We start from the raw sequence: 25,922 nt of genomic DNA, 5'->3' as shown, positions 1-25,922 counted from the left end.
TTGGACATGGAGACACCCGATGAAGGCGTGGATCACAGGTGCGTTGACGGTGACCCTGGCGGCGGGGAGCGCGCATGGCGCCGCCCCGGACGCGGAGCCGGTGGACGCGACGTTAAGCACCTCCAGCGGAGCGCGGGTCCAGCTGGCGCGCTGGCGTGGGAAACCCGTCATCCTCTTCTACGAGGACAAGGACTCCACGACACTCAACGCGGCCTTGAAGGCGGAGTTGTTCGCCCGGGGACGCGCGCGCGGACTCCTGGAGAGCGCGTCCGTGGTCGCCGTGGCCAATCTGGAGAAATATGACTTCTTTCCCGCGCGGGAGATCGCCCTGTCGTACGTGCGTGACGAAGAGAAGAAGGCCGGCGTGCCCATCCTGGTGGACCTGAAGGGCACCCTGGGCCAGCCCCCGTGGAAGCTGCCCACGAAGACGTCCTCGGTGCTGCTGCTGGACGCGGAGGGCGCGCCCGTCTACCGCCACTCCGGGCGCATGAAGCCGGAGGAGCAGGAGCGCTTCTTCACCGCCTTGGGGGCGCTGGTGGGCCAGGACCTGTCGACCCCGGCGGAGGACTCCCCGTGAGGGTGACGTGCACGGGTGCCACCGGCTTCCTCGGCCCAGGCCTTGTTCAAGGTTTGTTGGAAGCCGGCCACACCGTGCACGTGCTCAGCCGGAACGTGGAGCACGCGCTCGGCCGCCTGCCCGCCGGAGTGACGGGGTCCTTCTTCGACGGGAGCACGCCGCTGTCGCCGGACGCGCTCGCGGGGGCGGAGGGCGTGGTGCACCTGGCCGGCGAGCCGGTGGACCAGCGCTGGACACACGAGGCGAAGCAGCGCATCCACCACAGCCGCGTGGAGGGCACGCGCGTGCTGGTGGAGGCCCTGAGGCAGGCCGGCACCGTGCGGCACTTCGTCTGCGCGTCGGCGGTGGGCTACTACGGCGGCGCGCGCGCGACGCAGACGCTGACGGAGGAGGACCCGCCCGGCGACGACTTCCTCGCCCACGTGTGCCAGGCCTGGGAGGCGCAGGCCCTGCGCGCGGAGGAGGCGGGCATCCGCACGGTGCGCCTGCGCATCGGCGTGGTGCTGCACCCGGCGGGCGGCGTGCTGCACCGGATGCTGCCGGTGTTCCGCCTGGGCGCGGGCGCGAAGGTGGGCCACGGCCAGCAGTACGTCAGCTGGGTGCACCGCGAGGACCTCTTCCAGTTGATGCGCTTCACGCTGGAGCACCCCGCCCTGTCCGGCCCGGTGAACGCCACGTCGCCGGAGCCCGTCACCAACGCGACCTTCGCGCACACGCTGGGCGCGGTGCTGGAGCGGCCCGCGGCGCTGACGGTGCCGGGGCTGGTGCTCAAGGCGCGCTTCGGGGAGATGGCGCACGTGGCGCTGGAGGGCCAGCGGGTGATGCCCCGCCGCGCGCTGGAGGCGGGCTTCGAGTTCCGCCACCCCGACCTGACCGAGGCGCTGCGCGACCTGCTGTCCCCCTAATACAGTGCGCGCCACGCATGGATGACATCCGGACGCTGGAAGCCCGCGCGCGCGAAGAGGGCACGCCGCTCATCGACGGAGACACCGCCACCTTCGTGTGGAGGGGCCCCCGCCCCGTCTTCCTCCAGGGAGACTTCCAGGACTGGCGCGGCACGCCGCTGCCGCTGGAGCGCGTGGGCAGGGGGCTGTGGGCGCGCTCGCTGGCGCTGCCCGAGGACGCCTACGTGGAGTATGCGCTCCAGGACGCCAGGGGCCGCCGCGTGCGCGACGTCCTCAACCCGCGCCGCTCCGACAACGGCTTCGGCGACTTCAACCACTGCTTCTGGATGCCGAAGGGCGGGGCCACGCCGCTGGGCAGGCGCGCGCGCGGCGTGACGAGGGGCCGCGTGACGCGCCACCAGGTGGAGACCCACGAGTACGCCGTGGGCAGGAAGCGCGCGGTGGCCCTCTACGCGCCGCCCGCGCGGGGCCCCGTGCCGCTCATGGTGGTGCTGGACGGCGACGACTACCTGAGGCGCGTCCGGCTGCCCACGCTGGTGGACAACCTGATCGCCGCGGGCCGCATGCGCCCGGTGGCCATGGCCTTCGTGTCCAACGGCGGCCCGGCCCGCACCACGGAATACGCATGCAGCGAGGCCACCGTGCGCCTCCTGCACCAGCGCGTGCTGCCCCTGGCCCGCGAGCACCTGTCGCTGGTGGATGAGCGGCGCGCGCCGGGCGCGCACGCGGTGCTGGGCGCGTCGCTGGGCGGCCTGATGGCGCTCTACGCGGCCCAGCGCCTGCCGCGCGTCTTCGGCCGCGTGCTGTCCCAGTCCGGCGCCTTCTCCATCGAAGGCACCGACCTGGTCGTCTTCGACCTGGCCCGGCGCACCGGCCAGCCGCCCCTGCACGTCTGGATGGACTGCGGCCGCTTCGAGGGACTCCAGGACGGCAACCAGCGCCTCCTGCCCGCCCTCCACGCCGCCGGGCACCGCGTCACCTACCGGCCCTACAGCGGGGGCCACAATTACCCGGCGTGGCAGACCAGCCTCCCCGCCGGCCTGGAAGAAATTTTCTCGCCCGCCGGGTGACGCAGCGCGGCGAACGGCTGGATTTCCGCCCGGGCCGAAATCCCCGGGGAATCAAGGGGTTGGCGTGGAGGAAAGGCGGCCAAGGCCGGATGATCCCGGATTGGGAGGGGCCTCCGGCGCGGCAGACGGGCGGCCGGGCGGGGCTTGTGGACCCGCAGGCCACGCAACCCGGGGGAAGGACGGACCGATAACGGATGTAGGTGCGCAACCCGGCGCGAGTACCGCGACGGGTCTTCCCCCGCCCCTGGAGTCCCCTCATGTCTCGCGTCGATGGTGGCAACCGCCCGTCCCTCCCCCCGAAGCGCTCGGAGTTCGAGCGGTCCGAGCGGAGCGACGCCTCGCGCGACGGCAAGCCGGGGGCCGCGCAGGGCCGGACGCCCGCCAACGCCAACGTGCGCTCGTTCCAGGGCCGCAGCGACTTCGAGCCCGCGCGCCCCGCCCCCGGGCGCCCCACGCCCACGCAGACGCAGGCGGTGAAGGCCCCGCCCTCGCCGGCGGACGCGGAGTCCATCGCCCAGGCGGACATCGAGCTGGGGCTGCTGGAGGAGTTCCCGGACGCGGACGCGCAGAGCGGCATCGCCTCCGCGATGCTGCACGCGCACTCGGACGCGCCGGTGTCCCAGAACCGCATCGTGGAGCGGCTGAAGCAGGACGGCCGCCTGGAGACGCTCTTCGGCGAGGTCTTCCGCGAGAACAACCCGTACGTCGAGCAGCCGCACAAGAACGCCATCGTGAAGGCGCTCGACACGGCGCTCTCCCGCGGCACGGTGACTGGCGACGACCTGCGCGCCTTCTCCCGGGGCACCTACGCCCAGGAGTGGCAGGAGATCGGCGCCGCGCTGGACACCACCCGGAAGTAGCCGGCCGGCCTCCGCCAGGGTCGAGCCCCCGCGCGCTTCACGCTTCTTCACGCGCATGCCGGTTGCGCCGTGGCGCGTGCGCGCAAGGATGGGCTCCCCATGGTGGAAAGCCCGTTGCGCATCATCCTGTTCATCCTCCTCGTCAGCGTCGCGTCGGTCTACGCCCACATCTACCTGTACCGGCGCCTCTTCCGCGACACGTCCGCGAACCCCACCTGGCGCGCGGCCGGCAAGGGGCTGCTGACGGCGCTGTGCCTGCCGCTGCTGCTGTCCTGGGTGGTGACGCGCGTGGCGCCCTCCGCGTTCATCGTCGCCGTGGCCGCGTGGACGTGGATGGGCGTCGCCGTCTACCTGCTGCTGTCCCTGGCGCTGCTGGGCGCGGTGCGCTGGCTGGTGGCGCGCACGCGGGGCCACCGGGGCGTCGCCGCGCCGCTGGCCACGCCCGCGCCGGACCCCGCCCCGCCGCCGTCGCTGTCGGACCTGGCCGTCACCGCGCCGCCCGCGGCGCCCCCGGCTCCCGCGGCGCCGCCGGTGGATGAGGCGCGCCGGCTGTTCCTCGCGCGGGCCACCGCGGGCGGCGCGGTGCTCGCGGCGGGCGGCCTCACCGGCTACGGCATGTGGAGCGCGTTCCATCCGCCCGTGGTCAACGAAATCGCGGTGCGGCTGCCCGGCCTGCCCAGGGCGCTGGATGGCTTCACCCTCGTCCACCTGAGCGACATCCACGTGGGCCCCATCATCCAGCGGCGCTTCATGGACGAGCTGGTGCGGCGGACCAACGCGCTCAAGCCGGACCTGGTCGCCATCACCGGCGACCTGGTGGATGGCACGGTGGGCGACCTGCGCCACTCCGTCGCCGCGCTCCAGAACCTCCAGGCGCGCGCGGGCACGCACTTCATCACCGGCAACCACGAGTACTACTGGAACGCGAGCGCCTGGGCGGACGCGCTCACCGGCCTGGGCCTCACCGTGCTGCGAAACCGTTACGTGACGATTGGAGACGCGGGCGGCGCGTTCGACCTGGTGGGCGTGGACGACTGGTCCATGCGCAACGGCCCCCAGGGCTACAACCTGGACGCCGCCATCGCGGGCCGCGACCGCGACCGCGCGGCCGTGCTGCTCGCGCACCAACCATCCAATTGGGATGTCGCCGCGAAGGCGGGCATGGGCTTGCAGCTGTCCGGCCACACCCACGGCGGCCAGTTCTTCCCCTTCACCCTCGCGGTCTCCGCCATCTGGAAGCACGCCGCCGGCCTCTTCCAGGACGGCGACAGCCACCTCTACGTCAGCCGGGGCACCGGCTTCTGGGGCCCGCCCCTGCGCGTCGCCGCCCCGTCGGAAATCGTTAAGGTGACGCTCCTGGCGTGAGGTGTAGATTTACCTGGAAATGAGCAAGGAACCAGCGAAGCGCGAAATCAAACAGGAGCGGGCCGCGCGAACGCGGATCGAGATCCTGGAGGCCGCCATCACCTTGTTCGCCCGGCGGGGCTACCTGTCGACGACGATGTCGGACCTGGCGAAGGCCATCCGGATGACGCCGGGCGCCCTGTACTGGCACTTCCCCACCAAGGAAGACCTGCTGCTGGCGGCCATCGACGAGCTGCACCAGCGCTACCTGATGGAGTTCACGCCGCTGCTCGCCGAGCGCCGCACCCTGTCCGGCCGGGAGCAGCTGGTCTTCGTGGTGTCGCGCACCTCGCAGTTCCTGCGCTACCACCGCGAATACGGCATCTTCTTCGGGATGCTGTCCGCCGAGTCCGCGGAGGCCAACGACCGCGTGACGGAGGCGCTGCGCGAGAAGATCTCCCTCTACGTGTCGGTGCTGGCGGGGATGATCCGCTACGGCCAGAAGCGGCAGGAGTTCCGCCCGGAGGTGGACCCCGTGCACATGGCCCACACGATGATGGGCGGCTACCTGGGCATCCTCCTGCACCACAACCTGTACCGCGACACCGTGAGCTACGACCCGCTGATGGCGTCGTTGGATCAGATCCTCTCCGGCGACCTCCACGTGCGCAGCTCCTTGGGCTGATGCGCCGGGCCCACCGGGCCGGGCGGCCCGCGGCCCGGAAGGACAGACGCCCGGTCCCCCGCGCGAGGGGACCGGGCGTCTTCATTTCAGGGGGGCTTCAGCCCCCCGCTCCCCGGTGAGGGGAGCGGGGTGAGGCGCCGGCGCTACGGCATCTCGATGGGGCTCGACGAGTTCTGCGGCTGGCGCGTCGAGCGCTGCACGAAGTCCGCCGCGTTGTCGTCCGTGTCCTGACCGTTGCCGGCGAGCTCGTCCTCGCCGCCCTCCGCCATGGAGGCGGAGGAGGAGGTCGCCCGGGCCTTGCGCTCCAGACTGCCGCCGGACGCGGGGTGCGCCGGCGCGGCGTGGCCGCCCTCAGGGGCCGCGCCCGTGCCGTAGCCCAGGGTGTCGATGGCGTTCACGTCACCATCCGCGTCACCGAGGGCGGACGTTCCGATTCGCACATGGCCGCCGCCCGACGTGCTGGCGGACGAGTTGAACCCGTACTTCGCGTCCTCCTTCACGGCCGCGTCCGAGGGATAGCCGCTGCCGACCAGCAGGTAGTAGCCGTGCGCCTTGATGATCGCGCCCTGGGGCAGGCTGCTGGACTGGCTGTACTTGGAGGTCGCCCCCGCGGCCCGGTACTGGACCTTCCAGCCGCTCATGTCGATGTCCGCGTTCGTGGGGTTGTAGAGCTCCACGAACTCGTCCGACGCGTTGGCGGTGGTGCCGCCGCAGAACTCGCTGATGACGACGTGGCCCTGCACCTCGGCCACCGTCACGGCCGCCTGCTTCGTCACGCCCTGGTAGGACGCGGTGAGCTGGCCATCGCCCGTGGCCTCCGTGGCGGTGAAGACGACCGTGGCGGTCGTCTCGCCTTCCGGCACCGTCACCGTCGAGGCCGACAGCGAGCCCAGCTCCGACGGAGCGAACGCCACGTCCACGACCGCGCCGCCCGCGGGGGCCTTGCGGTCCAGCGTGACGGTGAAGGTCTGCGTCGTGCCCACCGTCACCGTCACGAGGTCCGGCGTGACGCTGGCGAGCTTCGCGGGCGGAGGGAGCACGGTCAGCGACGCCGAGCGCGTGATGCCGTTGAGCGAGGCGGACACCGCGCCCGCCCCCTCCCCATCCGCGGCGGCGGTGAACGTCACCGTCGCCGTCGTCTCGCCCGCGCCCACCGTCACCGACGTGGCGGACAGCGCGCCGAAGGGCGTGGCCGGCGAGGTCAGCGCCAGCAGCACCTGCACGGCGTCCGTCGGAGCGGACTCCAGCGTCACCGTGAACTCCTGCGCCGCGCCCGCGTTCACCGTGGCGGTGAGCGGGGTGAGCGACACGAGCCGCGGCACGTCCGTGATGACGTTCACCGTGGCGCTCAGCGCGCCCAGCGTCACCGTGCCGGAGCCGGTGCTGGCCTCCTCCACGGTCACGTCGAAGGTGGCCGTCAGCGCGTCCGCCGTCACGGCCTGGGCGGTGACGGCGCCAAAGCCCGCGGGCGCCACGGTCACGTCCAGCGGGGTGCCCGCCGGCACCGGCCGGTCGAACGTCACGGTGAAGCGCGCGACACCGCCCGGCGCCACGCCCTGCGTCGCCGGGGTGAGCTCCGTGGCGCCAGCCGCCTCGTCCTCCCCCAGCACGCGCAGCCCGGTCGTCAGGGAGGACGTGCCCAGCGTCGCGGTGAGGGTCACCGAGGCCGCCACCGCCTTCGCCTCCAGCGCCACCGTGGCGCTGGTCTGGCCGGCCGGGATCACCACCTGCCCACCCGCCGCGGTCAGCGCCGCCGCGTCGGCGGAGCTGATGGTCACGGTGACATCCACCGGGTAGGCGTTCGCGATGCTCACGGTGAGCGGCTGGGGAATGGCCTGGGTGCCGCCCACGCGCGCGAAGCCGCCGGACGTGAAGCCCGTCAGCGCCGGCAGGGGCGGCAGCGGGATGACCATGTCCGCCGCGCTCCGGGGCAGCAGCTTGTGGTCGCTGAAGGTGAACGTGAGCACGCCGCGCAGCGTGGTGTACTCCGTGCCCAGCACCTGCGCGGGGTAGTTGAAGGCCTGGTCGTCCACCATCAGGCCCGAGGACGCCGGGTTGCCGGACTTGTTCTCGTCCACGATGAACTCGCGGTTGGTGTTCTCCAGGCGGGTATTGAAGACGTCGTGGACCTCCACCAGCGCGCCCTCCAGCGCCTTCGCCCGCGGGCCGTTGGTGCGGATGTCCTCCGTGCGCACCACCTCCGGCGCCGGCAGCGGGTTGGCCGCGCTGTTCTTCGTCACCTTCGCGTCCGTCAACTCCAGCAGGCCGAAGTAGTCCTTCAGCGAGCCCTCCACGCGGATGTTGTCGCCCACCGCGACCGCGGACTTGGCGCTGTAGATGAAGAGGCCGGAGTTCTCCGCCCCCTTGCCCGCCGGGTAGTGCGCCACCTGCACCCAGTAGCCGTTATCCACCTTCGCATCCAGCGCGGTCACCACCACGTCGTCCACCACCACCTTCGTGCCCACCAGCGACTGGTTGCCGGTGCGCGGCGTCGTCTTCACGTCGTAGACGGTGATGGCGCACGCGGCGCCAGCGGGGTTGGCCACCGGGCACGCGTCGCACGCGTCGCCCACGCCGTCGCCATCCGTGTCCTGCTGGTCCGGGTTGGCCACCAGCGGGCAGTTGTCGCCGGGGGCGGTGATGCCGTCGTAGTCGAAGTCGGACGGATCCGTGGCCGCGCACGCGTTCGCGTCACTCGGGCAGCCGTCGCACGCGTCGCCCTTGCCGTCGCCATCCGTGTCCTGCTGATCCGCGTTGGCCACGAAGGGGCAGTTGTCCAGCCAGGTGGGCACGCCGTCGTGGTCGTCGTCGTCGCCGCGGAAGGCCTGGCACGCGGTGGTGCCCGCCTCCAGGGGGCACGGGTCGCACGCGTCACCCACGCCGTCGCCGTCCGTGTCCAGCTGCCGCCCGTTGTCCATGGGGCGCACGGGGTTGAAGATGGCGGGGCAGTTGTCGAAGGCGTCCTCGACGCCGTCCGCGTCCGCGTCCGCCGCGCTCGCCACGCCCGTGTAGACGGTGGAGCCGTTGACGGCGGCCACCGGGAAGCTGGTGTTCACCGCGCTGCGCGAGGGCTCGCAGGTGGGCTCGTTCTCCGGGGTGCCGCACGCGAACAGCGGGTAGAGGCCCTGGGTGTCCGTGGAGCCCTGGAACTCCGTCAGCGTCTTGCCGATCTCCGACTTCACGCACGCGGCCTTCTGCGTGCCGCACACGTCCAGCGCGTCGCAGGTGTCCGTGCCCTTGAGGCCGTCCACCAGCGCTTGGTCACCGTAGAGCGGCTTGCCGCCGCGCACCGTCAGCACCACGTCCGCCGGCTCCGCGGCGATGACCGCGCGGAACGGCGAGGCCGCGTTCGTGCCCACGCGGAAGATGGCCAGGTCCGCCACCTTGCCCGGGGCGATGCGGCCCACGCGCTCGTAGAAGTCCACCACGTCCGCGGCGTTGGCCGTCACCATGCGCCACAGGTCCTCGTCCGTGAAGGTCTTGGCGTAGCGCGTGGTGTTGAGGTGGTCCGCGCAGCGCAGCTCGCGCAGGATGTTCATGGAGCCGGAGCGGATCCAGTCCGTGCCCAGGGAGATGGACGCGCCCATCCGCTTGAAGGCCGTCACCATCGCCGTGTCGCCGTACAGCGAGATGTTGGAGCGCGGCGACCAGACCAGGCCCGTGCCGTGCGCCACCATCTCCGAAATCTCCCGGGCGGTGAGGCCCACGCCGTGGATGATGGCCGAGCGCGGGAACAGCACGTTCCCGGTGCCCGAGGACAGGCAGCGGAACTCGTTCTGCGCCGTGGCCGCGATGCCCTCCGCGATGTGCGGCAGGTACGCGGACGCGCGGCCCGTGATGGTCGTCGCGGACGGGAACGAGCTGTACGAGCACGAGTCCGTCAGCGTGGTGCCGCTGCTGTCCCCCAGCGGGAAGGTGTCCGAGTCCGCGTACCCCTCCGCCAGCCCCTCCTGCTGCGCGACGGTGGACACGTCCAGGTTGCGCAGGAACCCGGCCTGCCCGCCCGCGCCCGCGATGGAGGTGGTGCCCGCCATCACCTGGCGCAGCTCCGACCAGCGGATGGCGTCCGCCTTGGAGTTGGCCGGGTTGTTCAGCCGGGTGTGCTTGTTGTTGCCCGTGCGCCAGTCGTGGCGGTGCTCGTAGCGCTCCGCGCTGGTGCTGGCCACGGGCGCGCCCGGGTAGGTGATGTGGTCATGCGGGTTGATGAGGCCCGGGGAGATGACGCCCGTGGGGCACGTCACCACCGTGGCCTCCGCGGCGCCGGCCGCCTGCGAGCAGTCGCACGCGGCGCAGGTGATGACGCCCTGGGCGTCCACCAGCACCTGGCCGCCCGTCAGCGTCTCGCCGTCCTTGAGCACGATGCCGACGAAGAGCTTCCCCGCCGTGCCCGCCTTCGTCACCTCGCAGGTGGCCCCGTTCGCCAGCGGCGCGGGCGGCGTGGCCCAACACTGCGTCGTCTGGGTGGGCGTGACGGTACAGTCCGCCTCGCACCCGTCGCCGCTCACCGTGTTGCCGTCGTCGCAGGCCTCCGTGGGCGCCTTGATGCCGTCGCCACACTTCGCGCCAGGGAGCGTGCAGTTCGCCTCGCACCCGTCGCCACCGACGGTGTTGCCATCATCGCACTGCTCGGCACCTTCCTTCTTTCCGTCACCGCAGACCGCCGTGACCTCGGGTTCATCCGAACTACAGGCGCTGCCCAACAGCAGGACTGTGCCCAAAGCGGCCAGCAATAAACGGGAGCTGCGCATGAAGCCTCCTGCCCGAAGGCAGTGCTTGGAAAAGGAACAGGTGCGACGAGGAAAGCCCCCAGTGCCTCTCATGCCGCGTGAGGCAGGGGTGCAACATTTCAGCGATACCTGACCCCCGAAGTCCACTTCATGGGGTTGCAAAGGTCTACCCAGCAGCGGGAGGTGTGGTAGGAGCGCACCCAACGTGTGGGGGGGCCAGCGGATGACGCGGCCTGCCACGTTCTAGAGTGGGGGGACATGATTACCCGGAATCCATCGAGCACCGTGTCGCGCTTCCTGGACGCGCACCTGCGGCGTGACGCGCAGGCGCGGGAGCTTTCGGTGGCGCGCTTCATGAGCATCCTGTCCGCCATCTGCGTGGTGGTGGCCGCGGCGCTGGGGCCCGCGATGGGTTGGGACCTGACGTTCGCGCTGATGGGGCTGTCCACGGTGCTGTCTGGCTATTACGGGTGCATGTGGTGGGTGCTGCGCTCCGGTGCGTTCCACCCGGCCATCCCGTGGCTGAACGTGTTCATCGAGGTGAGCATCCCGGCGGTGGTGCTCACGTTCGACCTGCGCTACCAGGGGCCGGTCTACGCGCTCACCGCGCCCACGCTGGTCATCTGGGGCACGCTGGTGACGCTGGCGGGCCTGCGCAGCAACCCGCGCCTGGGGCTGGCCGCGGGCGCGCTGGTGGCGGCGGAGTACCTGGCGCTCTACTTCGGCTTCGTGCGGCCGCTGCTGCCGGAGAAGCCGCTGGTCACCCTGGCGCCGCTGTTCATCTGCGTGCGCGCGTTCTTCTTCGTGGCCACGGGCGCGCTGACGGCGACGCTGGCGCGGCACTTCCTGGAGCGCACCCGGAGCGCGCTCGCGGCGCTGCGCGAGCAGGAGGTCATGGGCAAGTACGTGCTGCACGAGCGGCTGGGCGCGGGCGGCATGGCGGAGGTGTACCGGGCCACGTACTCGCCGGAGGGCGGCTTCGAGAAGCAGGTGGCCCTGAAGCGCATCCTGCCGTCCTACGCGGACGACGCGGCCTTCGTGACGATGTTCCGGCGCGAGGCGGAGCTGTGCTCGTCGCTCTACCACCCCAACATCGTCCAGGTGTTCGACCTGGGCCGCCACGGCGGCACCTACTTCCTGGCCATGGAGTACGTGGACGGGCTGCCCCTGAGCGCGCTGCTCCACCCGCGGAACCGCCGGCCGCTGCCCCTGGCCGCCGCGACGTTCCTGGCCGCGGAGCTGGCGTCCGCGCTGGACTACCTGCACCGGCGCACCAGCGCGGACGGCGTGCCCCTGCGGCTGGTGCACCGCGACCTGAACCCGCCCAACATCCTGGTGTCGCGCATTGGCGAGGTGAAGCTGTCGGACTTCGGCATCGCGCGCGACGCGGCCCGCGCGCACCTGACGGTGGCCGGCAGCGTGCGCGGCAAGCTGGGCTACATGGCGCCGGAGCAGGCCCTGGGCCAGGACATCGACGGGAGGGCGGACCTCTTCGCCCTGGGGCTCACGCTGCACGAGGCCCTCACCGGCCAGCGCGCGCTGAGCGGCCACTCGGAGGAGATGCTCCTGCGCGCGGCGGTGGACCAGGAGGTCGTCCCGCCCTCGCAGCTCAACCCCGCGGTGCCGCTGGCGCTGGACCTCATCGTCATGCAGCTGCTCCAGAAGGACCCGGCGAAGCGCACGCCCCACGGCGCGGCGCTGCGGCAGCAGCTCCTGGCGCTGGAGGGCCCCGCGGCCCCGTTCCCCCACGGCCAGGGGGAGCTGGGGCGGGTGGCGCGCGAGGCGAAGGCGCTGGCGGAGCAGCTGACGCAGCAGACCGTGGAGAAGGCGGCCGCGGGGAAGCAGCCCCTGGCGCGCCTGGCCTGACCCGGGGGCGTGGATGCGCGGGGCGGGGGAGCGCGTTAGAACGCGGCGCGTTTCCTCCACCCGGAGCCCTCCACCTTGGACATCGCCGTCATCACCTACGCCGGACTGCCGCAGCTGTACCCGCTGGACGCGCCGCTGGTGCCCGCGCTGCGCGCGCTGGGCCTGGACGCGCAGCCGGTCATCTGGGACGACCCCGCGGTGGACTGGAGCCGCGTCCGCGCGGCGGTGGTGCGCAACGCCTGGGACAGCCACCTGCGCCGCGAGGAGTTCGTCGCGTGGGCGGACCGCGTGGGGAGCGTCACGCGGCTGTTCAACCCGGCGGACGTGCTCCGGTGGAACACGCACAAGGGCTACCTGAAGGCGATGGAGGCGCGCGGCCTGCCGCTGACGCCCACCGTCTGGGTGCCGCCCGGCGGAACGCTGGACGTGGCGGCGACGGCGCGCGAGCGCGGCTGGGACGCGGTGGTGCTCAAGCCCGCGGTGGCCGCGGGCGGGCTCAAGGTCTTCGTCTTCCGGCGCGAGCAGTGGGACGACGCGAGCGCCCAGGTGGCCCTGCTGGCGAAGGAGGGCGACGTGATGGTGCAGCCCTACCTGCGCGCCTTCGAGACGGAGGGCGAGCGCTCCTACATCTTCTTCAACGGCGTCTTCAGCCACGCGGTGCGCCGCCCGCCCACGCTGTCCACCGCGCCCCGGGGCTTCACGGAGCCGCGCGGCTTCACGCCGGAGGACCCGCTGGAGCGCCGGGTGGCGCACGAGGTGCTGGAGGCGTCCGGGGGCGCGCGGCTGCTGTACGCGCGCGTGGACGTGGCCACGGACAACGAGGGGCGCACCCGGCTTCAGGAGGTGGAGGTGACGGAGCCGTGCCTCTTCCTGCCCATGGATCCGGGCGCGGCGGAGCGGCTGGCGGAGGCCGTCGTGGCGCGGTTGTAGCCTCGGTGGACGGCCCATTCGCCCAATCGTGGACACCTGGATGGCCGCTGGGGCGACACGGAAGCGGCGGATGGAGTTATGACTGAGGCATGCGAGCCCTGTTGCTCTCGCTGCTCATCCGGCAGCACATGGCACTCCAGGAGAAGTTCAACGCCAAGTACCCGCACGCGTGGTTGGTGTGGGAGGCGGGCGCGTGGAACGTCCCCGACGAGCAGAACGTGGCGGCCACGCGGCTGCCCATGATGGACCTGCGCGACTGCCTGCCCGCGGGCGACGCGCTGTGCTTCGAGCTGATGGGGGTGGCGGACCGGGGCCCCCTGAAGCTGGGGCGCGCGTCGCAAAACACCTTCGTGGTGAATGACGCCACGGTGTCGCGAGACCAGCTGGCGCTGCACCCCACGCCGGACGGCGGCTGGCAGGTGGAGCGGCTGGCGCAGTCCCAGCCGGTGACGGTGAACGGAGAGGCGCTGGAGGCAGAGCAGCCGCGCCTCCTGGCGACGGGCGACGAGTTGAAGGTAGGCGACGTGCGCCTCACCTTCCACGACGCGCCGTCGTTCCACGCCCGCATCGGCCGCATCGCCGCGCAGGTGCTGGCCCAGGCCGCCGCGCCGCCGCAGCGCTGAAGGCAGCCAGGCCGGCACCGAGCACGCGCCGCCTCCGCCCCCGAGGCGCGCGGCGCGGAGGCGGGCGCACGTCTCCGCCGCCACCAGGCTGACCGCCGAGCACGCGCCGCCCCCGAGGCGCGCGGCGCGGAGGCAGGCGCACGTCTCCGCCGCCACCAGGCTGACCGCCGAGCACGCGCCGCCCCCGCGACCGGGACGCGCTGGCGCGGGGCTCCACCGCCGCGTCGCGCCCACAGGCGCTCCGCCGCGGCAGCACCCCGGGCGCGGCGCCTACCGCCCCACGGTGCCGAGCGTCGTGTCCCGGGGCTCCGGCGCCGTGGCGAGCCACACGGCGCCGCCCGCGAGCAGCGCCGCCGCGCCCACGCCCGCCCAGACATACCAGCGGCGCGTCCACGGCTTGGAGGCGCCCGCCTCCGTCTCCACGGACGCGTCCGGCACCTGAATGGCCAGGGCCTGGGAGGCCCCATCCCGCCCAGGCGCGGAGGACGAATTCGCGGCGAGCCTCGCCTCGTTGGCGCGGGCCTCCGCCAGCGCGGCCTGCTCCCTCGCGCGCTGCAGCTCGCGGTCCCGGGCGAAGCGCTCGCGCTCCCGGCGCTGCGCCTCCTGGACGCGCACCTGGGCGTCCATCTCCGCGATGAGCTCGCGCACCACGTCCGCGTTCGCCGGCTCCCCCTCCGACAGCGACAGGTAGCGCCGGTAGAAGAAGGCCGCGCGCGACGGGTTCTTCAGCTGCCGGTGGCACTGCGCGATGTTGAAGAGGAACGCGGGCAGCGGCTTGAGGCGGTACGCCTCGCTGAAGGACTTGAGCGCCCGGTCGAACTCGCCCAGGTCGTACGCCAGGTTGCCCTCGGAGAACCGCTCCCGCGCCTGGCTCTCCGCGGCGGCGGCCGTCGCATCCGCCGCCACCGCCGGGAGCGGCGTCCCCAGCGCGAGCGCGAGCACCAGGCCCAGGGCCTTGTGCTCAGTGCGGCGCGAATGGATCGATGACCGCATCCCGACTTCCTCCCTTGCGGGCCGGCGTGCGCGAGGGAGCGCGGCGGGGCCCGGCGCTCGCCTTCACGAGCGGCACGGACAGCTCCGCGGCGGCGCCATCCTGCTTCAGCTCCACCGCCCGCTCCAGCGGAACGTAGCCGGCCAGCTCCACGCGCAGCTGCGGCGGCACCGCCTTGCGGCTCAGCGCCTTCGTCAGCGGCGTGGTGCCCAGCTCCTCGCCGGTGTCCACGCGCACCACCCTGGCGCCCGGCGGCGACGAGTGCACCGTGAGCGTCACCGCGTCCGCCGAGCCCGGTGCGCCCGCGACCGGAGCCCCCGTGGCGGCGACAGCGGCGGCCGCCGGGGCCTCCTCCGCCCGCGGGGCGCGCATCGAGTGAAGCCCCGTCCACGTGGTGACGCCGGACACCAGCGCGAGCGCCACCAGCCCCGCCGACACCTGGAGCCGCCGGTCGCGCAGGAGGCCCGGCACCCGCATGCGCTGGGTGGGCCGCTCCGCCTCCTCCGCCACCACCTCCGTGCGCGCGGGCGCGGCCGGCGCGGTGGGCATCAGGAGGAGCGCCGTGGTGACCTCCGCCAGCTGCTGGGGCCGTCCTTCCGGCTCCTTCGCCAGGCAGCGCATCACCAGCTCCGCCAGCTCCGGCGGCACGCGCTCGCCCGACGGCAGGTGCGTGGGCAGGGGCGGCGGCGGCTGGGTGATGATCTGCACCACCAGCTGCCCGAAGGCCGGCGCCTGGAAGGGCGGGTGCCCGGAGAGCATCTCGTAGAGGATGTTGCCCACCGCGTAGATGTCCGCGCGCGCGTCCACCGGCAGCCCCGCGGCCTGCTCCGGCGCCATGTACGCCGGCGTGCCGATGATGGTCCCGTCCAGCGTGCCGGTGAGGCTCACGCCCGTCTGCGCGGTGATGAGCTTCGCCACGCCGAAGTCCAGCACCTTCACGAAGTCCTGATGCCCGGAGCGCTGCGTGATGAAGAGGTTGTCCGGCTTGATGTCCCGGTGCACCACGCCCACCTGGTGGGCCGCGCCCAGCGCCGCGCACACCTGCACGCCCATGCGCTGCACGCGCTCCAGCGTCAGGCCCTCCTCCTTCAGCAGCTCCGCCAGGCTCCGCCCGCGCAACAGCTCCATCACGCAGTAGACGTACCCGTCGGGCGACTCGTCCACGAAGTCGAAGACCTCCACGATGTGCTCGTGGTTGATCTGATTGACGGTGCGCGCCTCCTGGAAGAAGCGCTGCACGAACGAGCTGTCCCGCGCGTGCTCCGGCTTGAGCACCTTGAGCGCCACCTGGCGCCCCAGCCGCACGTGCCGCGCCTGGAAGACCCGGCCCATGGAGCCTTCGCCCAGGAGCTTCTCCAACTGGTAGTTGCCCAGCACCGCCCCTTCCTGGGCCTCCTGTCCGGTCGGCGCCATCGCGACCGGGGCTCCGCCGCTGTCGGTCACGGCGTCACCCGGTTCGGACAGGACTGTGAGCGCAAGGAGGTCGTCGGTGCCCATGGGGGGATCAGGTTTCCATGGTCGAGCCACCCTGCAACCCAGGGGAGGGCATCTATCGCGCGCGAGACGGAAAAACTTTCGGCACGTGACGCTTCACCCGCCGTGCGCCGCGTGGACAGGTGGCATGTGCGGCGACCGCGCACCTCCCGTCCAAGGACAATGAAATACTTCTCCATACAACCGACTCCCATCCAATTCCCCCGCGCACGATGGTCGCCGCTCGCATGCGGCGGGTCAACGTGGGCGGAGGTCGTCAGGCACCGGGGGGCACGGGGAGTGTTCCCTGTCAGGAAGGGGGCGGAGGCCGGGCCGCCTGGCCTCCGCGCGACGGGGAGTCGGCTCGCTGGGGGAAGCTTGCCGGGGCCTGCGGGGGTCCGCATCCCTCAAGAGACAAGGAGGCGTGAAGATGGCGGACAAGAGGCTCTGGATCCTGGTGGCCAACGCGAGTCGGGCCCGGCTCTTCGCCACGGACGCGAAGGCGGAGAAGTGGGACCTCATCGAGCAGTTCCAGCACGACGAGAGCCGAGCCAGGTCCAGCGACCTGTTCAACCAGGCGGACAACCCCAACGCGGGCACGCTGCACGGTCCGGTGCCAGAGAACGAGCCGGACGGCCGGCGCCAGCTGGAGCACGAGCGCTTCGCGCGCGAGCTGTCCGCGCACCTGGACCGGGGCGTGGACACGCACGCCTTCGACCAGTTGGTCATCGCGGCGCCGCCGGGCTTCCTGGGTCAGCTCCGGAGGCTGCTCAGCACGCGCGTGAAGCAGCGGGTACGGCTGGACCTGGACGCGGACTACTCCAGCCTGCCCGCGCGGGACCTGCCCGACCGGGTGCCCGTGCTGTAGGCGGCCCGTCGGCCAGGGGGGTTCGGGGCCCGGGTTCTGGTATAGGAACCCGGGTCCTCTTCTTCGCGCCGGCGTGCCATGCCTTCTTTCATCCTGCCGTCCCTGACGCTGCGTGGGCGGCTGCTGCTGTACATGACCCTCGTGTCGTGCGTGCCGCTCCTGGCGCTGACCGGCTTGCAGGACCGGCTGATGCGCCAGCAGACGGAGGCGCAGATCGACGCCTCGCTGCGCATGGAGGCCGAGGGGTTCAAGGACCTCCTGGAGTCCACCCTGGCGGAGCGCGAGTCGAGCGCTCACAGCTGGGCGGAGGACCCGGTCCTGCGCCAGGCGCTGCGCACGAAGGACCCCGCCGCGAGCGACGCCATGCTGTCGCTCCTGCAGCGGCGCTACCTCACGCTCAACGGCATCGTGCTCTTCAGCGACGACGGCGTGGCGGTCTCCGCCAGCACGCCCGCGCTGCGCGACGCGTACGCCGGGGGCGCGGAGGCGGTGCGCCAGGCGCCGTGGTTCCAGAAGGCGCAGGCCGGCACCACCACCGCGGAGGGCGTGGAGGTGGAGGACCCCATCTACAGCGTGCACGTGCTGCCCCTCGCGGTGCCGGTGATGGACGAGCGCGGCCAGCGGCTGGGCGTGCTGCTCGCCGCGTTCGACTGGGGCCAGGTGGGGGAGCTGGTGAAGCCCGCGCTCGCCCGCGCCCAGCGCCGCGGCCACGCGAGCTTCTCCCTGGAGCTGCGGGGCGCGGACGGCCGGACGCTGTTCGACACGCGCCCGAGCGGGCACGACGACGCGGGCCGCGTGGAGGTGGTCGCGGTGAACGGCTCGGAGGTGCGCGACGTGGGGGACGGGTGGAGGTTCATCGCCCAGGTGGACCCGGACGAGGCCTACGCGCCCCTCAACCAGATGCGCCAGCTGGTGCTGGGGCTGGCCGCCCTCTTCGTGGCGGCGGTGGGCGTGGGCTCGTGGGTGCTGGCGCGCGGCATCACCCGGCCGCTGCGCGCGCTCAGCGAGGTGGTCCGCCGCGTGGTGAAGGAGGGCGACCTCACGCAGGTGATGGAGGTGACGGCGGGGCGGGACGAGGTGGGCGAGCTCACCCAGGCCTTCGGGCAGATGATGAAGAACCTGCGCGAGACGGCCACCAGCCTCCAGGAGGGCACCCACGTCCTCAGCGAGACCGTGGCGGAGCTCAACCTCGCCTCCGAGGTCCAGGAGCGCAACGTGGCCCGCCAGGCCGCCGCGCTCCAGGAGACGCAGGTGACGGCGCAGGAGATCAAGCAGACGTCGCTGCTGGCCGCGGAGAAGGCGGAGGCGGTGCTGGGCGTGGCGGCGCGCGCGGAGGAGGTGGGCCGCGCGGGCGAGGTCGCCATCCGCGACAGCCTGGGCGGCTTCCAGGGGCTGCACGAGCAGTCCGGGGAGATGGCCATGCGCATCGTGCAGCTCAACGAGCGCACGCAGCAGATTGGCGGCATCACCCAGACGGTGAAGGACCTGGCGGACCAGTCCAACATGCTCGCGCTCAACGCGGCCATCGAGGCGGTGCGCTCCGGCGAGCACGGCAAGGGCTTCAGCGTGGTGGCGCGGGAGATCCGCAACCTGGCGGACCAGTCCATCCAGGCCACGGAGAAGGTGCGCGACATCCTGGGGGACCTGGGCCACGCCATCATCTCCACGGCGAAGATGACGGAGCAGAGCCACTCCAGCGTCGCGGAGGGGCTGGAGCAGGTGCGCACCAGCGGCGAGCACCTGAAGGAGCTGGCCACCATCGTCCAGGACAACGCCGCGGCGGCGCGGCAGATCGCCGGGGCGGTGAACCAGCAGAACGCGGGCATCGCGCAGATCTTCAGCGCGGTGACGGACCTGTCCTCCATGATGACGGAGACGCAGGCCAGCCTGAAGTCCACCACCGGCGCGGCGAAGCGGCTGCAGGACGTCGCCAGCCAGATGGAAGGCGTCGCGCGCGCCTACCGCATCTGAGCACCGGGAGCCTCCCGTGTCCGACCTCCCCGCCGTGAAGGCCGTGCTGCTGGACCTGGGCAACGTGCTGGTGTTCCACGACAACGCGCGGCTGTTCGCCAGGCTGGCGGCGCGGGCGGGGCTGGACCCGCGGGAGGCCGCGAGGCGGCTCACCGGCGCGGGGTGGACCGCGGCGAACCGGGGCCTCCTGGACGCGGAGGGCATCCGCCGGGACGTCTGCGGCGCCTTGGGCGTGGACCTGCCCATGGAGGAGTTCGCGCCCCTGTGGAGCAGCCACTTCACCGTGCACGACGCGGTGCTGCCGCGCGTGGAGGGGCTCGCCGGGCGGGTGAAGCGGGTGCTGGTGTCCAACACCAACGCGCTGCACGTGGCCTTCCTGAAGCCCCGGCTGCCGCTGCTTCAGCGCTTCGACGCGCTGGTGATGAGCTGCGAGGTGGGGCACGTGAAGCCGGAGCCGGCCATCTACCAGCTGGCGCTCCAGCAGGCGGGCTGCGCGCCGCACGAGGCCGCCTTCTTCGACGACCTGCCGGAGTTCGTGGACGCGGCCCGCGCGCTGGGCCTGCGCGGGTACGTCTTCACGGACGCGCCCGCGTTCGACGCGCAGCTGAAGTCGCTGGGGCTGTGAGCTACCGGTAGCGCGCGACCTCCGGCTCGCCCCGGGCGGCCTCCGTCCACTTGCGCATCGCCGGCAGGCCCAGCACCGCGTCGCGGTACGCGGTGTTCTCCGGGCGGAACGGGACGCCGTAGGTGACGAAGCGGGTGACGACGGGCGCGTAGAACGCGTCCGCGATGGAGAAGGCGCCGAAGAGGAAGGGCCCGCCCTGGCCGTAGCGCTCGCGGCAGCCCGCCCACAGCGCCTGGATGCGCGCGATGTCCGCGTGCACGCCCGGCGCGTCCATCCCCGGCGCCGCCTTGCGCGCGGAGATGTTCATCGGGAGGTTCGCGCGCAGCGCCTGGAAGCCCGAGTGCATCTCCGACGTCACCGAGCGCGCCAGCGCGCGCGCCACCCGGTCCGCGGGCCACAGCCGCGCCTCCGGGAAGGCCTCCGCCAGGTACTCGCAGATGGACAGCGAGTCCCACACCAACGTGTCCCCGTGCTTGAGCACCGGCACCCGGCCGCTGGGCGAGTGCAGGGCGATGAGCGCCGCCGTCTCCGGCGTGTCCAGCGGCACCAGCACCTCCTGGAAAGGCTGGCCGGTGTGGGCCAGGGCCAGGTAGGGGCGCAGCGACCACGAGGAGTAGTTCTTGGAACCAACGACCAGGGTGAGCTCGGACATGGCGCGGCACCTTACCGCCGCGCGGCCGGCCCCCCACCCTCAACCGTTCGCGGGCGCGCGCCTACGGCCCAGCAGTGAACGCACACGCGACAGGAGCGCGCGCTCGTCGCGGCCCTCCGACGGCGAGTCGATGCGGAACACCGCCACCGGCAGCCGGATGTTCTTCAGCTCGTTGCGGCCCAGCCTCACGGGCGGCGCCTTCAGCCGGCCTTCCAACTGCGCGGCCACGGTCTCGCTGACGTAGACGGTGCCCGGGCGCGCCAGGGACTCGATGCGGGCCGCCAGGTTGACGCCCTCGCCGAACACGTCGCCGTCACGGTGCACCACCATGCCCAGGTGCGCGCCCGCGCGAACGGACATGCGCTGCTCGGTGGGCACGGCGCGGTTGCGCGCGTCCACGGCGGCGCGCCACTCCAGCGCGAACGCCACCGCGGGCGGGCCGGACTCGAACTCCAGGAGGAAGCCGCCCTCCTCCATGCGCTTCACCTCGCGGCCGCCGTGGCGCGCGAGCAGCCCGCGCACCAGCTGGCCGTGCTCCTCGTGCAGCGCTTGCTGTAGCGACTCATCCCGCCAGCGTTGACCTGCGGGGGCCTCCATGTCCGTGAACATGATGGCCGACATCTTCCGGGGCTCCGGAGCCTCCACCACCATCGTGCATCCTCCCTCCCCCCGGCTGAGACGCTCGTGATGCTACCGCACGACGGGCGCCAGCTCCCAACCACCCCGGGAGGCGCCCGAACGGAGACGCTCCGGGGAACGCAACCGCGCGAAGACAGAGGCGGATCCAGGTCCGCGCCCTCAACGTAGTGAGCTCCTGACGCAACGCACCAAGCACCTGGGAGGTCCTGGCTCACGGTTGTCTTGCACCCGACGCGATGCGGAGGGAGACGTCCAGTGCGCGTCAGGTGATGGGTGCGCGCCACGTCCCCGCCGGCCACGGAGGGCCCGCGGGCGATGATCCACTCAGACGAGAAGGTCCGGCAGATGGCGCGCTCGCTGCTGCCGTCGAAGCACCGGGAGGCCGCGCGCGACGCGCGGGCGCGCATCCACCGCGCGGCCCGCAAGGAGGCCCGCCAGGAGCTGGTGGAGTGGCTGCGGTTCGGGGACATGGAGCGCGACCTGCCCTCCTTCGCGCCGTGGGAGCGGCCGGAGCTCCGCATGGAGGTGTGGTGGCGGCGCGGCGGCGACAAGACGATGCCGTTCGTCCGCTGGGCCACCGCTCGCACGCGCGGGATGCGGCGGGAGGATCGCCTGAGCCACGTGCGGAGCCTGCTGCCCCGAGGCGTCATCGGCGAGCACGCGCTCGGCCACCTGGAGGGCGCGCTCGCGTTCCGGGACCCCCTCCTCGACGCGTGGCGCGCGCGCCCCTGGCTGCGTCGCGAGGCGCGGCCGCTGGACTGGGGAGAGCAGGCCCAGCTGCTGCGAGCGCTCCTGATGGAGCCCGAGGGCCATCGCACCTTCAATCGCTTCCTGCGCGAGTGCCACACCCGGTCCGCCGCGTCTCGCGGCCGCCAGCCCTGGAGCGCGGCCCTTCCGCCGCACCGCCCGCTGCTGGGGGCGCACGACGTCCTTCCCTTCCTGGACGCCATGAAGCAGCCCCCCTGGGGCACCGCGGGCCGCGACTGGGGGACGCGGGCTCCGTCGGCGCGATGGGTGTGCCTGTTCCTCCAGCGCTTCAAGGAGCACCGCGGCAGCATCCCCGCCGTGCGCGCCGCGCTGGAGGCGGAGGGCCTGCTGAGCCGTGCCGCCCCGGCGGTCCACGCCCGGAAGCCCCAGGGCCGGTGAGCCCTCCCGAACCTGTCCGACCGTCGGACAGGTTCGGGGCGCATCGGGCCCGGAGCCTCAGCGCGCCGGCGCCGCGGACGCCGCCTGCGCGCCCTTCAGCTCGTTGACCACGCGGGTGGCGCCGTACACGTGCTCCAGCGCGGCCATGATGCCGTCACCGTGCACCGCCACCGCGCGGTTCGTCTCCGGCACGTAGAGGTAGCGGCCGCCCAGCGACGGCAGGTTGCCGTCGAAGATGAGCCCCACCACCTGCCCGTCCCGGTTCACCACCGGCGAGCCGGAGTTGCCGCCGATGATGTCGTTGGTCGTCGCCATGTCCAGCGGCGTCGCGTCCGGCACCTTCCCCTTCGCCTTCACCCACGGCGCCGGCAGCTTGAAGGGCTCCTTGCCCGTGTCGCGCCCGTATGCCCCGCCGAACGTGGTCAGCGCCGGCACCGCCTTGCCGTTGTCATCCCAGCCCTTCACCTGCCCGTAGTTGAGCCGCAGCGTGAAGGTCGCGTCCGGCGCGCCCGCCGTGCCGTTCACCAGCAGGTACGCCTTCGCCAGCCGCTCGCCGTTGCGCTTGAGCACCGCCTCCACCGTGTCCTCGTAGCGCTTGCGCGACGCGCGCGTCTCCGCGTCCACCTTGCGCGCCAGGATGAGCATCGGGTCCTTCGACGCGTCCACCGCCGCCTTGCCACCCTCCAGCAGCGCCTTGCGCACCTTCACGTCGCCCAGCTTCGAGCCGCGCACCAGCGCCTTCGCCAGGTCCGCCGGGGCCTCCTTCTCCAGCACCAGGCGCACGAACGGGTCATCCGCGCCCAGCGTCTCGCGCAGCTTGTTGAAGCCGAACGTCAGCGTCAGCGCCTCCAGCTCCGCCGGGATGGGCGCCTCGCGCAGCAGCCGCTGCTTCAGCGCCGGCAGCTGGCCGTCGGTGTACTCGCGCAGGCGCTCTCCGTTGGGCTTGGGCAGCTCGTCCGCCGCGCGCACCAGCGCCTGCGCGTAGGAGAACAGGTCGGAGCGGAACGCGTCCCCCGCGCCCTTCATGCGGTAGTCGTTCATCATCCGGCGCCACGCGTCCAGCGCCTGCGCCGTCTCCTCCCACATGCCCTGCGTCAGCGCCTTCGCCTGGGGGTTGGCGTCGATGCGCCTCCTCAGCTCCGCCTCCTCCTGCCGCTTGCGCGCGAGCACCGCGGGGTCCGCCAGCGTCTCCTGCCGGCCCTTCAGCGCCTTCAGCCCGTTCTCCACGCCGCGCAGGCTGGAGCGCGCCACGCGGTAGCGCTCGGCCGAGGAGCTGGTGAACTCGCGCAGCGCGCCCCGCATCTCCGCCAGTTGGAGCAGCGTCTGGGGCAGCGCCACGTCGCGCTGGAACTCCAGCTCCGCCACCGTGCTCTTGCGCTCCGTGCCGCCCGGGTGGCCGGAGACGAAGACCAGGTCTCCCTCCTTCGCGCCCTCCTTCGCCCACGGCAGGTAGTCCGGGCTCCTGGCCGGCGCGTCGCCCTCCCACACGCGCACGAAGGACACGTCGTAGCCGTAGCGCGGGAAGTTGAAGTTGTCCGCGTCCCCGCCGAACGCCGCCATGGAGAACTCCGGCGCGAAGACGAGCCGCACGTCCTGGAAGCGGCGGTACTTGTAGAGCTGGTACTTGCCGCCGTTGTAGAGCGTCACCACGTCGCACCGCACGTCCGTGCCGGTGGTGCACGCGGCCTCCACCGCGGCCATCTCCTTCTTGAGCGCGGTGTTGAAGGCCGCGCCGGACAGGCCCCTCGTCGCCGCGTTCATCCGCTCGGTGACGTCCGTCATCTCCACCAGCTGGTTGGCTTCAATCTTGGGACAGCGGCGCTCCTCCTTCGCCGTCCTCGCCTGGAAGCCCTTCGCCAGCAGGTCGTCCTTCGCGGTCGTCAGGTCCTCGATGCAGCCGCGCACGCAGTGGTGGTTCGTCATCACCAGGCCGTCCGGCGACACGAAGCTGGCGGAGCAGCCGCCCGCGAGCCGCACCGAGCCCAGGCGCACCTTGTCCAGCCAGGCCTGGGTCGGCTCGAAGCCATGGGCCTTCTTCACCTGCGCGGAGGGAAAGGCGTCGTAGGTCCACATGCCCTCTTCCGCCGCGGCGGGGAGGGTCCACAGCAGGCCAAGCGCGAACAGTCTGCGGTACACGGGGAGTCTTCCTTCGTGGGTAGGGGAAACGGACGGTCGGAATTGTCAACGCGGCCGGGTGCGCGTCAACCGCGTGGGAGGCCGGGTATTCCAAGCCCATCCCAGGGGCGTGGGGTATGCTGGTGGGCCCATGTCCGTGAAGCACCACGTCTACCTCGTCCCCGGATTCTTCGGCTTCACCAACCTGGGCGAGCTCCTCTACTTCGGCCACGCGTTCGAGTTCCTCAAGCAGGACCTCGCCCGCCGGGGAGTCGACGCGGAGGTGGTGACGATCGTCTCCCACCCCACGGCCTCCATCCGCCAGCGCACGGCGGATCTGCTCAAGGCCGTGAGCGAGACGGCCTCCGGGGACGACGGCCCCATCCACCTGGTGGGCCACTCCACCGGCGGCCTGGATGCCCGCCTGTTCGTCAGCCCCGGCGCGCAGGTGTCGGACTCGCTGGAGCTGGAGCCCTTCGCGCGCCGCGTCCGCAGCGTGGTGACGCTGTCCACGCCCCACGCGGGCACGCCGCTGGCCACATTCTTCCTGGGCCTCTTCGGCCAGCAACTGCTGAAGCTCCTGTCGCTGTTCACCATGTACGTGCTGCGCTTCGGCCGGCTGCCCTTGAGCGTGGTGTTCCGCTTCGGGCACCTGATGGCGCGGGTGGATGATCAGCTGGGCTGGAAGGCCACGCTGCTGGATCAGCTCTTCGACCAGCTGCTGGGGGACTTCTCCAGCGAGCGGCGCGACGCGGTGGCGAAGTTCCTCTGGGAGGTGGGGCGCGACACGTCGCTCATCCCGCAGCTCACGCCGGAGGGCATCGACCTGTTCAACGGCGGCACGCATGACCGGCCCGGCGTGCGCTACGGCTCCGTGGTGACGCAGGCCCGGCCGCCGTCCCTGCGCACGCGGCTGGCGGCGGGGCTGGACCCGTACGCGCAGCTCACGCACACCATCTACGCGTTCGTCTACAGCCAGACGCAGCGGATGCCGCTCACGCAGCTGCCCCTGCACACGCCCGCGCAGACGGCGGCGCTGGTGCAGGCCTACGGCGCCATGCCCGGCCCCACCGCGTGCGACGGCATCGTGCCCACGCGCTCCCAGGTGTACGGCCGCGTGCTGACCGCCGTGCGCGCGGACCACCTGGATGCCATTGGCCACTTCGACCAGCCGGCGCACCAGCCCCCGCACGTGGACTGGCTCATCTCCGGCTCCGGCTTCCGCCGCCCCCAGTTCGAGGCGATGTGGAGGACCATCGGCGACTTCCTCCTGGAGGAGGAGCCGCAGCGCTAGCTACCCGCGCTTGAACACGGCCAGGAAGCGCGACTCGGCGACGCACTGCCCGTCCGTGCCGAAGAGGCGCACCGGGATCCACGCCTCCGCCTTGTCGCCCGTCGCGCGCAGCTCCGACGCGAGCTTCGCGAGCAGCTCCTCCGAGGGCTCGCACACCGCGCTCACCGCCGACCTCGCCTTCGCGTGGAAGGCGACCTCCATGCGGTTGACCAGCATCTTGTACTGGCCCGGTGGGAAGCGGCGGAAGAGCATCACGCCCATCGTCAGCTCCATCACCGTCACCTGGGCGCCCAGGTACACGCTGCCCACGTGGTTCTTCGTCTTGCGGTCCAGCGGCACCGTCGCCTTCACGCGCGCGTCCGTCACCTCGTCCACGCGGTAGCCCATGGCCGCCGCCAGCGGGACGATGTTCTTCACCGCGAGCGTCGTCAGCGCGTTCGCCGCGCCCGGCGACACCCGCCGCAACCTCTCCACCAGCTCCAACGCGAACATCCGGTCCTCCACCCTTCCCTTCTGACGGTCCGCGGCCATCCTAGCCACCCGCCGCTTCCGGCGGAGGGG

The 25,922-nt window shown here is 72.4% G+C and carries 21 protein-coding genes; 14 read left to right on the top strand and 7 right to left on the bottom strand.

Annotated elements, in window-relative coordinates; all coding sequences use genetic code 11:
• Positions 1 to 19: 19 nt before the first annotated feature.
• The 6 genes from U8525_RS02620 (at position 20) to U8525_RS02595 (ending at position 5,441) form a co-directional block, all read left to right on the top strand.
• Positions 20 to 577, top strand: a complete 558-nt coding sequence (locus U8525_RS02620) for a hypothetical protein (protein ID WP_374260690.1) — start codon at positions 20 to 22, stop codon at positions 575 to 577.
• Positions 574 to 1,482 carry a TIGR01777 family oxidoreductase gene (locus U8525_RS02615; protein WP_374260687.1) on the top strand — a complete coding sequence of 303 codons (909 nt, stop codon included), beginning with the start codon at positions 574 to 576 and terminating at the stop codon, positions 1,480 to 1,482. The genes U8525_RS02620 and U8525_RS02615 overlap by 4 nt, the downstream gene beginning before the upstream one ends.
• Positions 1,483 to 1,499: 17 nt before the next feature.
• Positions 1,500 to 2,552 carry an alpha/beta hydrolase-fold protein gene (locus U8525_RS02610; protein WP_374260685.1) on the top strand — a complete coding sequence of 351 codons (1,053 nt, stop codon included), beginning with the start codon at positions 1,500 to 1,502 and terminating at the stop codon, positions 2,550 to 2,552.
• 257 nt (positions 2,553 to 2,809) lie between these two features.
• Positions 2,810 to 3,412: a hypothetical protein gene (locus U8525_RS02605; RefSeq protein ID WP_374260682.1), complete on the top strand. Its 603-nt coding sequence runs from the start codon at positions 2,810 to 2,812 to the stop codon at positions 3,410 to 3,412.
• 99 nt (positions 3,413 to 3,511) lie between these two features.
• Complete coding sequence (locus U8525_RS02600) at positions 3,512 to 4,777, top strand: metallophosphoesterase (RefSeq protein WP_374260679.1); 1,266 nt, start codon at positions 3,512 to 3,514, stop codon at positions 4,775 to 4,777.
• A gap of 19 nt (positions 4,778 to 4,796) precedes the next feature.
• On the top strand, positions 4,797 to 5,441 hold the full coding sequence (locus tag U8525_RS02595; protein WP_374260676.1) for a TetR/AcrR family transcriptional regulator: 645 nt from the start codon (positions 4,797 to 4,799) through the stop codon (positions 5,439 to 5,441).
• A gap of 143 nt (positions 5,442 to 5,584) precedes the next feature.
• Here the strand turns inward: U8525_RS02595 and U8525_RS02590 are convergent, their stop codons facing one another.
• Complete coding sequence (locus U8525_RS02590; protein ID WP_374260674.1) at positions 5,585 to 10,189, bottom strand: lamin tail domain-containing protein; 4,605 nt, start codon at positions 10,187 to 10,189, stop codon at positions 5,585 to 5,587.
• Between the two features lie 237 nt (positions 10,190 to 10,426).
• Here U8525_RS02590 and U8525_RS02585 point away from each other — a divergent pair, with 237 nt between their 5' ends.
• From U8525_RS02585 to U8525_RS02575, 3 genes are all read left to right on the top strand, one after another.
• Positions 10,427 to 12,034, top strand: coding sequence for a serine/threonine-protein kinase (locus U8525_RS02585; RefSeq protein WP_374260672.1), 1,608 nt, complete (start codon positions 10,427 to 10,429; stop codon positions 12,032 to 12,034).
• 75 nt (positions 12,035 to 12,109) lie between these two features.
• Complete coding sequence (locus tag U8525_RS02580; RefSeq protein WP_374260669.1) at positions 12,110 to 12,964, top strand: RimK family alpha-L-glutamate ligase; 855 nt, start codon at positions 12,110 to 12,112, stop codon at positions 12,962 to 12,964.
• An 89-nt stretch (positions 12,965 to 13,053) separates the two neighbouring features.
• The gene (locus U8525_RS02575; protein WP_374260667.1) at positions 13,054 to 13,587 is read left to right on the top strand and encodes an FHA domain-containing protein; all 534 of its coding nucleotides are present in this window, start codon (positions 13,054 to 13,056) and stop codon (positions 13,585 to 13,587) included.
• A 270-nt stretch (positions 13,588 to 13,857) separates the two neighbouring features.
• Here U8525_RS02575 and U8525_RS02570 read toward each other — a convergent pair whose 3' ends face one another.
• Complete coding sequence (locus U8525_RS02570) at positions 13,858 to 14,580, bottom strand: tetratricopeptide repeat protein (RefSeq protein ID WP_374260664.1); 723 nt, start codon at positions 14,578 to 14,580, stop codon at positions 13,858 to 13,860.
• Complete coding sequence (locus U8525_RS02565) at positions 14,549 to 16,075, bottom strand: serine/threonine-protein kinase (RefSeq protein ID WP_374260662.1); 1,527 nt, start codon at positions 16,073 to 16,075, stop codon at positions 14,549 to 14,551. Before U8525_RS02565 ends, U8525_RS02570 begins: the two co-directional genes overlap by 32 nt.
• A gap of 406 nt (positions 16,076 to 16,481) precedes the next feature.
• Here U8525_RS02565 and U8525_RS02560 point away from each other — a divergent pair, with 406 nt between their 5' ends.
• The 3 genes from U8525_RS02560 (at position 16,482) to U8525_RS02550 (ending at position 19,515) form a co-directional block, all read left to right on the top strand.
• The gene (locus U8525_RS02560) at positions 16,482 to 16,919 is read left to right on the top strand and encodes a host attachment protein (RefSeq protein WP_374260660.1); all 438 of its coding nucleotides are present in this window, start codon (positions 16,482 to 16,484) and stop codon (positions 16,917 to 16,919) included.
• 78 nt (positions 16,920 to 16,997) lie between these two features.
• Positions 16,998 to 18,890, top strand: a complete 1,893-nt coding sequence (locus tag U8525_RS02555) for a methyl-accepting chemotaxis protein (RefSeq protein ID WP_374260657.1) — start codon at positions 16,998 to 17,000, stop codon at positions 18,888 to 18,890.
• A 16-nt stretch (positions 18,891 to 18,906) separates the two neighbouring features.
• Entirely contained in the window at positions 18,907 to 19,515 is a 609-nt protein-coding gene (locus U8525_RS02550) for an HAD family hydrolase (protein WP_374260655.1), read from the top strand.
• 1 nt (position 19,516) lies between these two features.
• On the opposite strand, the gene U8525_RS02545 is transcribed toward U8525_RS02550, so the two are convergent.
• Positions 19,517 to 20,167 carry a glutathione S-transferase family protein gene (locus U8525_RS02545; RefSeq protein WP_374260652.1) on the bottom strand — a complete coding sequence of 217 codons (651 nt, stop codon included), beginning with the start codon at positions 20,165 to 20,167 and terminating at the stop codon, positions 19,517 to 19,519.
• Between the two features lie 39 nt (positions 20,168 to 20,206).
• Positions 20,207 to 20,818 (bottom strand): adenylate/guanylate cyclase domain-containing protein, encoded by a 612-nt coding sequence (locus U8525_RS02540; protein ID WP_374260650.1) that lies wholly within the window; start codon positions 20,816 to 20,818, stop codon positions 20,207 to 20,209.
• A 303-nt stretch (positions 20,819 to 21,121) separates the two neighbouring features.
• On the opposite strand from U8525_RS02540, the gene U8525_RS02535 reads away from it, so the two are divergent.
• Positions 21,122 to 21,952 carry a hypothetical protein gene (locus U8525_RS02535; RefSeq protein WP_374260648.1) on the top strand — a complete coding sequence of 277 codons (831 nt, stop codon included), beginning with the start codon at positions 21,122 to 21,124 and terminating at the stop codon, positions 21,950 to 21,952.
• 57 nt (positions 21,953 to 22,009) lie between these two features.
• Here the strand turns inward: U8525_RS02535 and U8525_RS02530 are convergent, their stop codons facing one another.
• Complete coding sequence (locus U8525_RS02530) at positions 22,010 to 24,088, bottom strand: S46 family peptidase (protein ID WP_374260646.1); 2,079 nt, start codon at positions 24,086 to 24,088, stop codon at positions 22,010 to 22,012.
• 130 nt (positions 24,089 to 24,218) lie between these two features.
• Between U8525_RS02530 and U8525_RS02525 the strand changes: the two genes are divergently transcribed.
• Positions 24,219 to 25,361: an esterase/lipase family protein gene (locus U8525_RS02525; RefSeq protein ID WP_374260644.1), complete on the top strand. Its 1,143-nt coding sequence runs from the start codon at positions 24,219 to 24,221 to the stop codon at positions 25,359 to 25,361.
• On the opposite strand, the gene U8525_RS02520 is transcribed toward U8525_RS02525, so the two are convergent.
• Complete coding sequence (locus tag U8525_RS02520) at positions 25,362 to 25,892, bottom strand: DUF4442 domain-containing protein (protein ID WP_374260642.1); 531 nt, start codon at positions 25,890 to 25,892, stop codon at positions 25,362 to 25,364.
• Positions 25,893 to 25,922 lie beyond the last annotated feature (30 nt).

It is taken from the genome of Corallococcus sp. RDP092CA, assembly GCF_041903675.1.
Classification (GTDB): Bacteria; Myxococcota; Myxococcia; order Myxococcales; family Myxococcaceae; genus Corallococcus.
Note: the sequence above shows the minus strand (reverse complement) of the source record. Positions and strands in the feature narration are given on the sequence as shown.